Source organism: Streptomyces deserti (assembly GCF_054782695.1).
On sequence record NZ_BAAGRZ010000015.1, the window covers coordinates 113,946 to 128,730 of the forward strand.

The 14,785-nt window shown below is 72.8% G+C and carries 9 protein-coding genes, 2 tRNA genes and 1 pseudogene; 4 read left to right on the forward strand and 8 right to left on the reverse strand.

All coding sequences use genetic code 11. The annotated features are described in order from the left end of the window. Positions 1-3: 3 nt before the first annotated feature. Positions 4-480: a MarR family winged helix-turn-helix transcriptional regulator gene (locus tag ACYVMZ_RS23860; RefSeq protein ID WP_461082880.1), complete on the forward strand. Its 477-nt coding sequence runs from the start codon at positions 4-6 to the stop codon at positions 478-480. Between the two features lie 138 nt (positions 481-618). Here ACYVMZ_RS23860 and ACYVMZ_RS23865 read toward each other — a convergent pair. Together ACYVMZ_RS23865 and ACYVMZ_RS23870 are read right to left on the reverse strand one after the other, a co-directional pair. Then, positions 619-691, reverse strand: a tRNA-Arg gene (locus tag ACYVMZ_RS23865). 198 nt (positions 692-889) lie between these two features. Continuing rightward, positions 890-980, reverse strand: a tRNA-Ser gene (locus ACYVMZ_RS23870). Between the two features lie 236 nt (positions 981-1,216). Here ACYVMZ_RS23870 and ACYVMZ_RS23875 point away from each other — a divergent pair. After that, complete coding sequence (locus ACYVMZ_RS23875; protein ID WP_461082882.1) at positions 1,217-1,753, forward strand: SSI family serine proteinase inhibitor; 537 nt, start codon at positions 1,217-1,219, stop codon at positions 1,751-1,753. A 327-nt stretch (positions 1,754-2,080) separates the two neighbouring features. Continuing rightward, on the forward strand, positions 2,081-7,054 hold the full coding sequence (locus ACYVMZ_RS23880; protein ID WP_461082884.1) for a PAS domain-containing protein: 4,974 nt from the start codon (positions 2,081-2,083) through the stop codon (positions 7,052-7,054). Between the two features lie 64 nt (positions 7,055-7,118). On the opposite strand, the gene ACYVMZ_RS23885 is transcribed toward ACYVMZ_RS23880, so the two are convergent. Then, positions 7,119-7,700 carry a TetR family transcriptional regulator gene (locus tag ACYVMZ_RS23885; RefSeq protein WP_461082886.1) on the reverse strand — a complete coding sequence of 194 codons (582 nt, stop codon included), beginning with the start codon at positions 7,698-7,700 and terminating at the stop codon, positions 7,119-7,121. A gap of 139 nt (positions 7,701-7,839) precedes the next feature. Between ACYVMZ_RS23885 and ACYVMZ_RS23890 the strand changes: the two genes are divergently transcribed. Next, positions 7,840-9,057, forward strand: a complete 1,218-nt coding sequence (locus ACYVMZ_RS23890) for an MFS transporter (protein WP_461082888.1) — start codon at positions 7,840-7,842, stop codon at positions 9,055-9,057. Between the two features lie 224 nt (positions 9,058-9,281). Here ACYVMZ_RS23890 and ACYVMZ_RS23895 read toward each other — a convergent pair whose 3' ends face one another. The 5 genes and pseudogenes from ACYVMZ_RS23895 to ACYVMZ_RS23915 form a co-directional block, all read right to left on the reverse strand. Next, positions 9,282-10,937: a long-chain fatty acid--CoA ligase gene (locus ACYVMZ_RS23895; RefSeq protein ID WP_461082890.1), complete on the reverse strand. Its 1,656-nt coding sequence runs from the start codon at positions 10,935-10,937 to the stop codon at positions 9,282-9,284. A 128-nt stretch (positions 10,938-11,065) separates the two neighbouring features. Beyond that, the gene (locus ACYVMZ_RS23900) at positions 11,066-11,626 is read right to left on the reverse strand and encodes a SigE family RNA polymerase sigma factor (RefSeq protein WP_461082892.1); all 561 of its coding nucleotides are present in this window, start codon (positions 11,624-11,626) and stop codon (positions 11,066-11,068) included. A 263-nt stretch (positions 11,627-11,889) separates the two neighbouring features. Continuing rightward, a complete protein-coding gene (locus ACYVMZ_RS23905; RefSeq protein ID WP_461083004.1) occupies positions 11,890-13,068 on the reverse strand; it encodes a lipid-transfer protein in 1,179 nt (392 codons plus the stop codon). Positions 13,069-13,320: 252 nt separating this feature from the next. Next, a pseudogene (locus ACYVMZ_RS23910) lies at positions 13,321-13,707 on the reverse strand (MaoC/PaaZ C-terminal domain-containing protein); the annotation flags it as partial. Next, positions 13,704-14,663: a bifunctional MaoC family dehydratase N-terminal/OB-fold nucleic acid binding domain-containing protein gene (locus tag ACYVMZ_RS23915; RefSeq protein WP_461082894.1), complete on the reverse strand. Its 960-nt coding sequence runs from the start codon at positions 14,661-14,663 to the stop codon at positions 13,704-13,706. The pseudogene ACYVMZ_RS23910 and the gene ACYVMZ_RS23915, both read right to left, overlap by 4 nt. Between the last annotated feature and the right edge of the window lie 122 nt (positions 14,664-14,785).

A 14,785-nucleotide genomic window follows, 5' to 3' on the forward strand; every position in this document is an offset into this window, starting at 1 on the left:
AACATGCAAGCCAAGCCGCGCCCGCCCGCCACCCCCGAGCAGGCGCTCTCGGCCATGGACCACCTCATCGCGACCCACCTCGTCGGCCAGCACGAGATCGCCCAGCAGGTGGGCCTGAACGTCACCGACCTCACCTGCTTCGCCTTCGTCATCGAAGCCGGTGAGAACCTGCTCACGGCGGGCGACCTGGCGACACGCGCTCACGTCACGACCGGCGCGGTGACCGGCATCCTCAACCGCCTGGAACGCGCCGGCTACATCGCCCGCCGCCCCGACCCGACCGACCGCCGCCGCGTCCGCGTCGCCGCCGAACCGGCCGCGGTGGCCCGCATCCGCGAGGTCTACGAGCCCTACTACGCCCGCCTCACCGCCCTGTTCGCCGACTACTCCCCCGAGGAAATCGCCGTCCTCCACGACTGGTTCGCCCGCGCGAGCACGCTGGCGGCGGCATACCTGGAGGAACACTGCAGGCCCGACTGACCCCAGCGGACGGCGGCACCACGCCGGGCGACACGACCGGCGTGGTGCACCGACACGGAACAGACCGGCGGCGCGATCGTCCCTGGACACCCCTGAAACGCAAGAGGCCCCGGATCTCTCCGGGGCCTCTGATCTGTGCGCACTCGGCAGGATTCGAACCTGCAACCTTCTGATCCGTAGTCAGATGCTCTATCCGTTAAGCTACGAGTGCTTGTTCTGTTTTCTGTCCCCGCTCCCGGCCCTTCCGGCCCGCTCGCGGCGACAGGAAGAACATTACATGACTGCCGCCGCCATGTGAAATCCGTTTGCCGCACCCCTTGTGACCTGCGGAAACAGCTCTGCGGGCGGGACGTCGGCCCGGGTGACGACGAAGCCCCGGCCGGGTGGGCCGGGGCTTCGTCATCGGGTGCGGAGGCGGAGGGATTTGAACCCTCGATGGGCTTTAAGGCCCAAACCGCATTAGCAGTGCGGCGCCATAGACCGGACTAGGCGACGCCTCCAGGCACGGCCTCCCGCGCGAGCGCGAGTGGGTGGTGCGTGCCGATGATGACACAGTCGAGCGCGGTGTCACCAATCGCCCCCCACGGTACTAGGCCGGAAGGCCGCAGGGCAAAGCCCTTCTCCGGCGGACGGAGCCGGTCGGAGGCGGGCGAACGTACAGGACTGGCGTGCGGGCCCGACATACGGGCGTGACGTACGGGCGCAACATCCGTGGGGCTGCCGCGTTAGTCAGGTCATGTTGCAGGTCACTCGCCGGGACACCCCCCGGCCCACCGCCCACCCGGTGCTGCGGCGGCTCGTCGTCGGTGCCGCCGCCTCCGTCGCCGCCGTCACCTCGCTGTCCGCCGCGCCTCCGGCCGCGTACGCCCAGCCCGCCGCCGGCAGCGCCCTCGTGCCACCGCCGGTCCCTGAGGAGGCTCGGGGCCGGGATCACCTCACTGTGACCGTTCGGAACGCGGGCGGTGGGGTGGATGGGACGTACGAGGTGTACTGCCACCCCGGGAGCGGCAGCCACCCGGACCCGGGCGGTGCGTGCGCCGCCGTCGAGCAGAACACGCGGTGGGGGAAGGACCCCTTCGCACCCGTGCCCGAGGGCAGTGTCTGCACCATGCAGTACGGCGGGGCGGCCACCGCCCATGTCACGGGGACGTGGGCCGGACGGCCCGTCGACGCGAGGTACGAGCGGGGCGACGGATGCCAGATCGCGCGCTGGGACCGGCTCGTGCCGCTCCTGCCCGATGTGGGGGACGCAGGGCCCGCGGGGCGGGCGTAGGCGCCCGTAAGCCTGTAGGTCCGCAAAAACGTCCGATGAGAATGTCCGAAAGGAGGAGCTCGGAGACAGGGAGCGTAAAGGTCCCGCGAAGGTCCGGCGACGTCGGTGCAGGCAGGCGGCGGGCGGGCCGTGGGCCGTGGCCCGGTGATCACGTGTTCCCCGCCGCACGGTCGTCACTTCCGCGTCACTTCGTCGTGCGACCTCCCTCCCATCCGGCGTCGCGAGCGCAACCCCAGCCCTTAGACTCCCTCGCGTGACACGCTGCGGGCCGGTTGGCAAGATGGCCCGAGCGGTCGGCAAGGTGCGGTAACAGGGAGGAAGCGTCTCGTGAGCAGCAGGCCATCCCGAGGCGCTGCTCGCCTCGCAGCCATACTGGACGCGCTTCCCGACGCGTTGGTGCTGGTCAATGCCAACGGGACCGTCGTCAACGCCAACACCATCGCCCTCGAGGCCTTCGAGACACCGGGCACGGCTCTGGTGGGGCGGGGACTGCTCGATCTGCTGCCGCAGTTCGACTCCAAGCTCATTCCCGGGTCCATGCGGCGGCCGGACCACATTGATCCGCGGGCGCGGACCAAGCCGACCCGGATGATCGCGCGGCGGACCGACGGGAGCGAGTTCCCGGTCGAGGTCACGAGCGCGAATCTCGAGAACGCGCAGCAGGCCTACGACGGTTACAGCTACGCCGGCGACGAGTTGCTCATGCTCGTCGTGCGCGACCTGTCCGGGACCGTCGACACCGAGGCCGAGCTGGCGCGGTCGCAGCGGCAGACCGAGATGATCCTGCGGGCCGCGTCCGAGGGTGTGGTCGGGACCGACACGGATGGGCGGATCGTGCTCGTCAATCCGGCGGCCGCCCAGATACTGGGTTACCGGGCCGGTGAGCTGGGTGGGCGCGAGCTGCACACGCTCGTGCTGCACTCGCGTGCCGACGGGTCGCCGTTCCCGTACGAGGAGTCGCCGCTCGCCGACACCCTGCGCTCCGGGCGCAAGCACCGGGTGCGCGGGCAGGTGCTGTTCGCCAAGAGCGGCGAGAAGGTGCCGGTCGACCTGACGACCGCGCCCGTGCGCGACGGCGACCAGCTCGTCGGCGCGGTGATGACCTTCACCGACCGGCGGTCGTACGACGCCGTCGTGCAGGAGAAGGAGGAGGCGGAGAAGCGGCACGCGGAGGAGCTGGAGCGGCTCTCCGAGGAGCACGCCTCCGAGCTCACCGCCCTGCGCCAGCAGCACGTCACCGAGCTGGAGGAGCTGCGCGAGAAGCACGCCGAGGAGCTCGCGGCGGGCGAGGAGCGGTACGCCGCTCTCGGGGAGCGGGAGAAGGACCGGTACGAGGCCCTCGCCGCCCGGCACGAGCAGCTGCTGACCCTGCTGGGGAGGTCGCTGCGCGGGCCGCTGGAGGAGCTGCGGCGCGAGCTGTCGACGCTGGCCGCTGACGACGCCGGGCAGCTGTGGCCCGAGGCCAACCAGGTCCTGCATCACCTGTCGGCGGGTTATTCGCGGATCACGACGCTGATCGACAATGTGCTGGGGTATCAGCGGCTCGACGCCGGGAGCGAGGAGATCTCCCGTACGAAGGTGATGCTCGACGCCGTCGTCGCCTCCGGTGTCGACGGGGCCGTGGAGCTGATCGGGCCGGGGCGGGTGCAGTTCGCCGTGCACGCGCCGCCCATCGAGGCCGAGGTCGATCCGCGGCTGCTCGCGACCGCCCTCGCGCATCTCGTCGCGGACGTGGCGGGCGTCGACGCGACCGGCAACGCGCCCGTGTCGGCGGGCGGGTACATGGACAACACCGTCGTGGTCGCGGCGGCGCAGCGCGGTGAGGTCGTACGGATCGAGGTGCGCGGGCCGTACGCCGGGGGAGACCCGGTGCACGAGCCGATCGTGCGCGGAATCGTGCGGGCTCATGGCGGCGTGCTGCAGACGCACGAAGTGCCGGGCATGAGCGGCAATGCGTACGTGCTCGAAGTGCCGCTCGGGGGTGGGGCGGGGGCCGTTGCGGCCGAGGCGCCGGCACCGGGGGCCGAGGAGGTTGCTGCCGCCACTGCCGAGCAGACCTTGGGCGGGGGACGGCGCCGGGCGCGCCGGGCGTCCGTCGATGCGTTCCTGGAGAGCGGGGTCCCGGGTGAGGTTCCGGGCGGGGACTCGGGTGCCGAGGGCGCGGAAGGGGCTGGTGGTTCCGGGGTATCTGGTGGCTCCGGTGCGGAGGTGGCGGTCGCGGCGCCCACCGGGCGGCGCAGGCGGCGGGCGGCCGGGGAACCGGCGCCGGTTCCCGCCCGGGCGTCCGGCGAGGGCGCGGCCGTGTCCGGGGGGACCGGGCGGCGGCGTGGGCGGCCGGCGGAGGGTGCCGGCGCGGGTGTGCCGGGTGCCGCGGGTGCCGTCGGGAGTGCCGTGCAGGGTGTCGCCGAGGGCGCGGTCGTCACGGCCGCCGAGCATGCCGCGGGGACCGCTGCCTCGGGGACGGGGCTGGGCGGGACCGTTCCGCCGCAGGGCGTGCCGGCGCCGTCCGGGCGGCGTGCCCGGCGTGACTCCGGCGAACAGCACGCGTTGCCGCCGGCGCTGCCCGCACCGTCCGGCGAGGCCGGGGCTCCTCAGGCTCAGCAGCTCCCGCAGGCACAGCCTCAGCCGCAGCCGACCGGGCGCCGTCGGCGTGCCCTGGCCGCCGCGAACGAGCGGGCCGCGGCGCAGGAGGCAGCGCCTCGCACGGTGTTCGCCCTGCCGCCGGCCGAGGCGGACCAGGCCCCGGATCAGGTGAGTACGGCGACGCCCGCGGGGCAGGGTGACCCGGCGCATCCGGCACACCCGGCGTCCGACGGCGGCGCGGGTGAGCAGGGTTCCGTACCGGCACAGGGTCAGGGGCACGAGGCAGCCGCCCCAGGGCATGTGCAGGGGCCTGGGCCGGTGCCCGTGCCGGTTCCCGGTCCGGCCGCCTCCGGTGACGCCCTGATCGACGACGGCCGGCATGACGCCGTACCGCACGACCAGTCCGGCGACCACACCCCGCCGCAGCCGCATCCCACGAGCGCGCCGACGGGCCGCCGCCGACGGGCCGCCGCCCAGTCGGCTGAGGCGGCCGGTACCCCTGCTCAAGGGGTGCAGGCGCAGGGGGCGCAGGGCGTTCCCGCCCAGGCCGCTGCTGCGGCGCAGGGTGTGCCCGCTCAGGAGGCCGGTGGCGGGCAGGCTGCGTCGGCTCACGCGGCGCCGGGCCAGGCGCCGGTCCAGGCGGGCTTGGCCCCGGCTCCGCAGGGCGGGGCGGTGCCCGCGCAGGGCAATGGGGTGCCGCAGCAGGGTGCTTCGGTGCCGGCACAGGGGGCACCTGTTCCTCCGCAGGGTGCACCTGTTCCTCCCCAAGGTGTACCTGTTCCTCCGCAGGGCGCTCCCGTTCCTCCTCAAGGTGCCCCGGTTCCTCCGCAGGGCGCTGCCGTGCCTCCGCAGGGCAACGCTGTTCCGCCGCACGGTGCGGCTGTCCCGCCGCAGGGTGTCGGCGTACCCCCGCATGGCGTCGTCGTGCCTCCGCAGGGCGTGGGTGTGCCGGCTCAGAGTGCTGCCGTGCCCCCGCAGGGAGCCGCTGTGCCTATCCACAGCGCGCCCGGTCACGGTGTGCAGGCGACTGCCCCCGGGCAGGTCCCCCAGCCCCAGCCGCACCTCCAGCACCAGCCACCGGCACAGGCTCAGCCCCAGGCACAGCCCGCCCCGGCGCAGCACGTGTCCGGGCATGTCGGGGTGCCTGCCCAGCAGGCCGTCGCCGGCGGTCAGCCGCTGCCGCAGCAGGGGGCACCGGGTCAGGCACCTGCCGGTCAGGGTGCCGTCGCGCCCGAAGGCAGCCCCGCGCACCCGGGCGCGGCACCGGGACAGCCCGCCGCCGACCAGCCGCTTCCCCCGGAGGTGGCTCCCGGCCAGGGCACCCCGCCGCAAGGCACCCCCGCGCAAGGCACCTCCGCGCAGGGCTCCCCGGCCCCGCAGCCGTGGCCCGCAGCCGCCGACACCTCCGGCACCGGTACGCCCGTACCGCCGAACGCGGCCGCCGCTCCCGTACCGCCGAACGGCGCCACCGCCCCGGTTCCGCCGCAGCCCCTGCCGCCCGAAGGTGCTGCGCAGGCGCAGCGGGTGGCTCAGCCGCTGCCTGCCGAGGCCTCGGCGCCGGTCGACCCGAACTCGACGCAGGGGCGGGCCATCAGCGTGCGGACGCTGGGGCAGGGCGTACCGTTCAACCGGCAGGCGGCCCAGGTCCAGCAGCCCCCGGCCACGGCCACGCCTCCCCCGCACGCGCCGGGCGGTTCGGGCCGACGTCGCAAGCTCGGTACGCCGCCCGACCCGGCCACGCGCCAGGAGCAGGCGCCGCGGCCGGAGCAGGGCGCGCGTCCGCATCCGCCGGCCGAGCAGCCGCCCGCCCAGCCGCAGCCGCAGCACTCGTCGGCGGGCCAGTCGCGGCTCGCGCAGCCGACCGAGGGCGCCGGACGGTCGTACGCCATAGGCGCGCCGGACGAGAACGCCGCCGAGGGGCCCGAGCCGCTGGACGGTCCCGGTGGAGCCGTCGAGGTGGCCGACCCGCCGCGCCCGCAGCCGATGGACGACGAGCTGCCGCCGGAGCCGCTGGACAACCCGCGCCGGCTGCTGGTGTGGCCCGCGCCGGACGTCAGCACCCAGCAGGCGCTGAGCGACCGCGGCTACCGGCCCGTGATCGTGCACTCGCGTGAGGAGGTCGACGCGCAGATCGCGGCCTTCCCCGCCGCGTTGTTCGTGGACCCGCTGACCGGGCCGATCACGCGTACGGCTCTTCAGGCGCTGCGGCAGGCCGCCGTGGCCGCCGAGGTGCCGGTGCTGGTGACAGCCGGGCTCGGGCAGGCATCGAGGGACGCGGCGTACGGCGCCGATCCCGCCGTACTGCTGAAGGCGCTGGCGCCGCGGGACAGTGAGCAGCACCCGCCGCGTGTGCTGCTCATCGAGGAGCACGCGGAGATCGCGCTGGCGCTGACCGCGACGCTGGAGCGGCGCGGGATGCAGGTGGCGCGGGCCGCGAGTGATGCCGACGCGGTGACGCTGGCGGGGCAGTTCCGGCCGAACCTGGTCGTGATGGATCTGATGCAGGTGCACCGGCGCCGGGCCGGGATCGTCGACTGGCTGCGTGCGAACGGTCAGCTCAACCGCACCCCGCTCGTCGTCTACACCGCCGCCGTCGACCAGGCCGACCTGCCGCGGCTGGCCTCGGGCGAGACGGTGCTGTTCCTCGCGGAGCGGTCCACCAGCAGCGAGGTGCAGACACGGATCGTGGATCTGCTGGCCCGCATCGGGACCAATTGACGGGCCAGGGGGCCTCAAGGGCCAGGGGTTGAAGGGCCAGGGAAGGGCCAGAGGCTCAAGGCCCTCAGGGCGTGATCAGCCTGCGCGCCGCCTCCCTGACCGAGGCGCGCAGGCGTTCCTGGTCGGCGTCCTCGGCCCCCACCACTATGCGCCGCATCTGCGGGACCACGGCGGCCCAGTTGGCCAGCGCGATGAGCAGGAAGAGCAGGTCGCGGGCCGGGATCGCGTCGGTGATCACGCCGCGGTCCTGGCCGTCGCGCAGGGCGGCGATCTTGCGGCGGTAGTGCTCCTGGCGTTCGCTCTCGTCGGGCAGCTCGACGGTGCTGCCGTACTCCAGGCCCTCCCAGAACAGCAGGCGCAGCACCTCGGGGTGCGCGGCGTGGTAGTCCATGACGCGGTCGATCCAGCCCTCGATGTCGTCCGGGTCGACGGGGACGGCGACGGCCACGTCGAGCATGGCCTTCTCCAGGACCCGGGCGAACAGCTCCGCCTTGTTGCCGAAGTACGCGTAGATGAGCTGCTTGTTGGCCTTGGCCTCGGCCGCGATGCGGTCGATGCGGGCGCCGGCGATGCCGTGCCGGGCGAACTCGGCGACCGCCGCCTCGAAGATCCGGGCCTTGGTGGCCTCGGGGTCCCTTGCTCCCATGGGGGACAGAGTAGCGCGGCAAGTAACCAACTGTTTGGTTGACGGGAAGGGATGGGCGGCGCAGACTGTTCCACCGTCAGCCAACCAACCAGTTAGTTGTTAGAGCAGGCTCGAAGGAGTCGAAGGAGTCCCCCGGCTCATGCCCTCAGCGACAACCCCGCCGACGCCAGCCACCACCCACCGCCGGAGCCGCGGCCGAGCGCCCGGCCGCACCCCCGCACCCGCCCTCTTCCTCACCCTCCTCGCCGTCTGCAGCGCGGTCACGGCCGCCAACATCTACCTCGCCGCCCCGCTGCTGTCCCTGATGGCCCGCGACTTCGGTTCGGCGCCCTCGGCCGTGGCCTGGATCGCCTCGGTCGCGCAGCTCGGCTACGCGGTCGGTCTGCTCTTCTTCGCCCCGCTCGGCGACAGCGCGAACCGGCGCCGCCTGGTCGCCGTCCTCACACTGGTCACCACGGTCGCGCTGGCCGCGAGCGCGGCGGCGCCCGGGGCGACCGTGCTCGCGGCGGCCGTGTTCGTCGCCTCGGCCGCGACCGTCGTCCCCCAGTTGCTGGTCCCGCTGGTCGCTGAACGCGCCCCCGCCGACCGCCGCGCCCGCCATGTCGCGGCCGTCATCGCCGGGCTGTTCACGGGCATCGTCGCGGCCCGCGTGCTCGGCGGCCTGGCCGGGCAGGCCTTCGGGTGGCGGTGGGTGTTCGTGGGCGCGGCCGTGCTGACGGCCGTCCTGGGCCTGGCGACCGCGTTCGTCCTGCCGTCGGAGCAGCGGCGGCGGGACGGCTCTGTCTTCTCGGCCCTCGCCACCCTGCCCGGCCTCGTCCGCCGTTCGCCCGACCTGTGGCGCGCGTGCCTGCGGCAGGCGGGGATGTTCGGGGCGTGGAGCGCCCTGTGGACCTCGCTCGCCCTGCTGCTGACGGGACCGGCCTACGGCCTGTCCACCGCGACCGCCGGGCTGTTCGGCCTGTTCGGTCTCACGGCGAGCGCGGTGGCCCCGCTGGCCGGCGGCCTGGTCGACCGGTTCGGCGCCGCCACGGTCGTGCGCTCGGCGTATCTGTTCGCCGCCTTCTCCGTGCCGCTGTTCTGGCTGGGCGGTCAGGTGATCGGGGCCCTGTTCGTCGCCGCGATCACGATCCACGCGGCCCTCGTCGCCTCACATGTCGCCAACCAGACCCTGGCCCTGACCACCACCTCAACCCCGGCCACCGCCAACACCGCGTACGTGGTGAGCGGCTTCGCGGGCGGCGCCGCCGCCTCGGCCCTCGCGGGATACGGCTTCAGCCACTTCGGCTGGGGTGGGGTGTGCGTGGTGGCGGGGGTGTGGCTGATGGTGGGGTGGGGCGCCACGGCCGTACGGCGGTGACGCCCCAGTGGCGCCTTGGAGGCTGGGTGAGGTTGGAGCTCGGTGACGTCGGAGCGCGGTTGCGCTGGGGCTCGATGACGCCGGAGCCCGGATGGGCCGGGGCTCGATGACGCCGGAGCGCGGTTGCGCTGGGGCTCGATGACGCCGAAGCCCGGACGGGCCGGGGCTCGATGACGCCGAAGCCCGGACGGGCTGGGGCTCGGTGGCGCCGGAGCCCGGTTACGTCAGAGCTCGGTGACGCCCAGCTCCCCCTCCGCGTACTGCCTGCGCAGCACCTTCTTGTCGAACTTGCCCACGCTGGTCTTGGGGACGGACTCGATGACCGACCAGCGCTCCGGGAGCTGCCACTTGGCGATCCTGCCCTCGTCGGCGAGGAAGGCGCGCAGGGTCTCGAAGTCGGCGGTGGCGCCCTCCTTGAGGACGACCGTGGCCAGCGGGCGCTCGCCCCACTTCTCGTCGGGGACGGCGACGACCGCCGCCTCGGCGACCTCCGGGTGGGCCATCAGGGCGTTCTCGAGCTCGACCGACGAGATCCACTCGCCGCCGGACTTGATGACGTCCTTGGCGCGGTCGGTGAGCGTGAGGTAGCCGTCGGGGGAGATCGTCCCCACGTCGCCCGTCTTCAGCCAGCCGTCCTCGCTGAACTTGTCGGCGGGGCGCAGCGGTTCGGCGTCGGGGCCGTTGTAGTAGGCGCCGGCGATCCACGGGCCGCGGACCTCCAGCTCACCCGCGGACTTGCCGTCCCAGGGGAGGCGCTCGCCGCCCGGGCCGGTGAGGCGGGCCTCGACGCCGGCCGGGAAGCGGCCCTGGGTGAGGCGGTAGGCGAACTCCTCCTCCGTGCCGACCGCGTGAGCCGGGGGACGGGCCACCGTGCCGAGCGGGGAGGTCTCCGTCATGCCCCAGGCGTGGCAGACGCGCATGCCCAGCTTGTCGAACGCCTCCATGAGGGAGGGCGGACAGGCGGAGCCGCCGATGGTGACCTGGGTGAGGGAGGCGACGTCCCGGGGCTTGGCGGTCAGCTCGGCGAGCAGGCCCTGCCAGATGGTGGGGACGGCGGCCGCGTGCGTCGGCTTCTCGCTCTCGATCATCTCGGCGAGGGGGGCCGGCTGGAGGAAACGGTCCGGCATCAGCATGTTGACGCCGGTCATGAAGGTGGCGTGCGGCAGACCCCAGGCGTTGACGTGGAACTGCGGGACCACGATCAGCGAGGTGTCCTCGTCGGTCAGGCCCATGGACTGGGCCATGTTGACCTGCATGGAGTGCAGGTAGATCGAACGGTGGCTGTAGACCACGCCCTTGGGGTCGCCGGTGGTGCCGGAGGTGTAGCACATGGCGGCGGCCTGGCGCTCGTCCAGCTGCGGCCAGTCGTATGCCGTCGGCTTTCCGGCGATCAGGTCCTCGTACTCGTGCACCTGCGCCGTCGCGTCCGCGAGTAGGGAACGGTCCCCGGGGCCGGTGACGACCACGTGCTCGACCGTCTTCAGGTGCGGCAGCAGCGGGGCGAGCAGGGGAAGCAGCGAACCGTTGGCGATGATCACCCGGTCGGCGGCGTGGTTGACGATCCAGGCCAGCTGCTCGGCCGGGAGACGGAGGTTGAGGGTGTGCAGGACCGCGCCCATGGAGGGGATCGCGAAGTACGCCTCCACATGCTCCGCGTTGTTCCAGGCCAGCGTCGCCACACGCTCGTCGTCGGCGACTGCCAGGTCCTCGCGGAGCGCGTGCGCCAGCTGGGCCGCGCGGGCGCCGATCTCGGCGTAGGAACGGCGGTGCGGCTCGCCCTCGCCGGTCCAGGTGGTCACCTGCGATGTCCCGTGGATCGTCGACCCATGGGTCAGGATCCTCGAGATCAACAACGGTACGTCCTGCATGGTGCTCAGCACGGCGTCCTCCCGGATGGCGACATTGCCTACGTGGCGGTAGGGGGTGCGCTGATTCTGCGCACATACCGTGCGGTATGTCACTACTCCCGGGTGATCGATCAGGTGACGTTACGCGACGCTTCGGCTCACTACCGAACAAGCCCCAGCTCAGGATCGTCCCGCAGCTTGCCCAGGGCCCGCGACACGGCCGACTTCACCGTGCCGACCGAGACGCCGAGCACCTCGGCGGTCTGGGCCTCGCTGAGGTCCTCGTAGTACCTCAGAACGACCATCGCCCGCTGCCGGGCGGGCAGCCGCATGATCGCCCGCCACATCGCGTCGTGCAGCGCCTGCCGCTCCGCCGGGTCGTCGTCGTGACCGGCGACGGGCTCCGGCTCCGGGAGCTCGTCGGTCGCGAACTCGTCGACCTTGCGCTTGCGCCACTGCGACGTCCGCGTGTTCAGCAGCGCCCGGCGCACATAGCCGTCGAGCGCACGGTGGTCCTCGATACGCTCCCAGGCGACATACGTCTTGGTGAGCGCGGTCTGCAGCAGGTCCTCCGCGTCGCACGGGTTGCCGGTCAGCGACCGGGCGGTACGCAGCAGCACCGGCTGGCGGGCCCTCACGTACGACGTGAACGACGGGTACGGAAGGGTCTGCGGCGCTGGAGCAGCGGCTTTCGAAGCACTGGTGCAGACGGGTGTGGTCATGGCTCAACGCTATGAGCGGGGGTGCCGGTCGCGGATCGGCCGCAGGTGCCGAAGACGAGTCCCCCTCAGGTTGTAGGGGCAGGGCCGGCCGCACCTCCTGAAGGTGGACGAGACAGGGAGACGTACTGCGGGTTCCCCCCTGGGGGTTCACCCCCGAGAGGCCGCTGTACGGAGGGCCCCTGGGGGTTCACCCGCGAGAGGCCGCTGCGCGGAGGGTGTGGCCTGGGCCCTCCCCACCCACTGGTTCACCCTGGGTTAGGGGGTCAGCCGTCGGTGGAGAGCACCAGGCCCGACGTCGGTACGCCCGTGCCCGCCGTCACCAGGACCCGCTCCGCCCCCGGTATCTGGTTCACCGCAGTGCCCCTCACCTGCCGGACCGCCTCCGCTATGCCGTTCATCCCGTGCAGGTACGCCTCCCCGAGCTGTCCCCCGTGCGTGTTGAGCGGCAGGCGCTCCTCGGCCACGAAGTCCGCCGCCTCGCCGGGCGCGCAGAAGCCGAACTCCTCCAGCTGCATCAGCACGAACGGGGTGAAATGGTCGTACAGGATCCCCACGTCGATGTCCTGCGGTCCGAGCGCCGCCGTCCGCCACAGCTGCCGGGCCACCACGCGGCTCTCGGGCAGGCCGGTGAGGTCGTCGCGGTAGAAGCTGGTCATCTGCTCCTGTGCGCGTCCCGCGCCCTGGGCTGCCGCCGCGACGACGGCCGGCGGGTGCGGCAGGTCGCGGGCCCGCTCCACGGACGTGACGACGAGCGCCTGTCCGCCGTCCGTCTCCTGGCAGCAGTCCAGCAGCCGCAGCGGCTCGACGATCCAGCGGGAGGCGGCGTGGTCGGCGAGCGTGATGGGTCTGCCGTGGAAGTACGCCGCCGGGTTGGTCGCCGCGTACCTGCGGTCGACCACGGCCACGTGCCCGAACACCTCCGGTGTCAGCCCGTACGCGTGCAGGTAGCGCTGGGCCGCCATCGCCGCCCACGAGGCCGGAGTCAGCAGCCCGAACGGCAGTGCCCAGCCGAGCGCCACGCCCTCGGCCGAGGGTTCCCGCTGCCGCACTCCCGAGCCGAAGCGGCGGCCCGACCGCTCGTTGAACGCCCGATAGCAGACGACCACGTCCGCCACGCCCGCGGCGATCGCCAGGGCCGCCTGCTGAACGGTGGCGCAGGCAGCCCCGCCCCCGTAGTGGACACGGGAGAAGAAGGACAGCTCGCCCATCCCGGCCGCCTGGGCGACGGTGATCTCCGGGCTGGTGTCCATGGTGAACGTGACCATCCCGTCCACGTCGGCCGGTGAAAGCCCCGCGTCGTCCAGCGCGGCCCGCACCGCCTCCACGGCCAGTCGCAGCTCGCTGCGTCCCGAGTTCTTGGAGAACTCCGTGGCTCCGATACCGGCGATCGCCGCCAGGTCACGGCACGGTCCGCCGAGCGCGTTGCGCGTGCGCGGGCTCATGGTGCGGCTCCTGGCTGTGCTGGGGCTCCTGACTGTGTTGCGTCTCCTGGCTGTGCTGGGGCTGCTGGCCGTGGTGGGGGCTCCTGGCCGTGCTGCGTCTACTCGCTGTGCTGGGGCTTCTGGCCGTGCTGGGGGTCCCGGTTGTCCTGTGTCTCCTGTCCCTGGCGGGCTTCCTGTCCCTGCTGGGCCCTCCGCCGGAACCGTGACCGTCACCGTGCCGGTCACATGCCTGCCGATGCCGTTCGTGCCGACGACCCGGACCGTCGCCGTGTCCCCGTCGACCTCTTCGACCGTGCCCGTCACCACCATGGTGTCGCCGGGGTAGTTGGGCGCGCCCAGCCGAATGGCCACCTTGCGCAGCACGGCCCGCGGGCCGAAGTGGTCCGTGATGTAGCGGCCGACCAGGCCGTTGGTCGTGAGGATGTTCATGAAGATGTCGGGGGAGCCCTTCTGCCGGGCCAGCTCGGCGTCGTGGTGCACGTCCTGGAAGTCCCGGGACGCGATCGCTCCCGCCACGATCAGGGTGCGGGTGATCGGGATGTCCAGAGGTGGGAGGCGGGCGCCTGCCCTCAGTGCGGGAGTGGGCGGTTCGCCACCGGCGTGCCGTACGGGAGGGGTCGGTTCGTCGCCGCGGTTCATGTGCTCACCCCCTGGAACACCGGCAGCACCAACTCCTCGTCGTACCGCTGGAATTGGAGCCGTACCGGCATCCCGACGCGCACCTTGTCGTACGGCACCCCGACCACGTTGCTGACGATCCGCACGCCCTCCGCGAGTTCGATCAGGGCCACGGCGTAGGGAGGGTCGAAAGCCGGGAAGGGCGGGTGGTGCATCACGACGTAGGAGTAGACCGTGCCCTCGCCGCTCGACTCGATCGTGTCCCACTCCGGGCAGCCGCAGGTGGCGCAGCCCGGCAGCCAGGGGAAGCGCGGGGTGCCGCATTCGGCGCACCGCTGGATCAGCAGTCGGTGCCGGGCCACGCCCTCCCAGAAGCCGGCGTTGTCCCGGTTGACGACGGGGCGGGGGCGGCGCTCCTTCGGCCGGCCCTGTCGCCGTGCGGCGGAGGGGGCGTACTTGAGGATGCGGAAGCGGTGGGTGCCGGCGAGGGTGTCACCGACCCGGATGTCGGTGCGCGTGGTGACGAAGTACCCCGTACCCAGCTTGGTCGTCTTGCGGTCCGACACGGACTCGATGACCGAGTCGAAGGTGATCTCGTCGCCGGGGCGGAGCGGCCGCAGATACTCCTGCTCGCAGTCGGTGGCGACCACCGAGGTGCAGCCCGCCTCGTCCAGCAGGCCGAGCAGTTCGTCGAACGTCTGCGTGCGTCCCCGGTGGCCGGACAGGCCGCCCATGGTCCACGCCTGGAGCATGGTGGGCGGGGCGACGGCGTCCGGGCCCGCGTACGCCGGATTGGTGTCTCCCATCGCCTCGCACCAGTGCCGGATCATGGGCTCGTTGACGGGATCCCTGCCCACTCCGGCGACCGTGGCCGCCCGTCCCTCGTAGGCCTTCAGCCGCACCCCGAGCTCCTCGCTCACCTCCGGTTCGCCACTCACGCGTCCCCCTCGTCGTCCCGCGCCGCATCGTGCTGACATTTCTGGTACACCGCGACCACCGATCCGGTTCCCACAGTCCCCACGAGAGTTTCTGACTGTCCGTCAGATAGGGTGGGGTGTCAAGGTCACCGCTCGCCACACGACCGCACGCAGCCGAAACC

Excerpts from the sequence above, each read along its gene's own strand:
- ACYVMZ_RS23875 (WP_461082882.1), top strand. The coding sequence starts at position 1,217 with ATGTTGCAGGTCACTCGCCGGGACACCCCCCGGCCCACCGCCCACCCG.
- ACYVMZ_RS23860 (WP_461082880.1), top strand. The coding sequence starts at position 4 with ATGCAAGCCAAGCCGCGCCCGCCCGCCACCCCCGAGCAGGCGCTCTCG.
- ACYVMZ_RS23900 (WP_461082892.1), bottom strand. The coding sequence starts at position 11,626 with ATGACCACACCCGTCTGCACCAGTGCTTCGAAAGCCGCTGCTCCAGCG.
- ACYVMZ_RS23890 (WP_461082888.1), top strand. The coding sequence starts at position 7,840 with ATGCCCTCAGCGACAACCCCGCCGACGCCAGCCACCACCCACCGCCGG.
- ACYVMZ_RS23905 (WP_461083004.1), bottom strand. The coding sequence starts at position 13,068 with ATGAGCCCGCGCACGCGCAACGCGCTCGGCGGACCGTGCCGTGACCTG.
- ACYVMZ_RS23915 (WP_461082894.1), bottom strand. The coding sequence starts at position 14,663 with ATGTCAGCACGATGCGGCGCGGGACGACGAGGGGGACGCGTGAGTGGC.
- ACYVMZ_RS23885 (WP_461082886.1), bottom strand. The coding sequence starts at position 7,700 with ATGGGAGCAAGGGACCCCGAGGCCACCAAGGCCCGGATCTTCGAGGCG.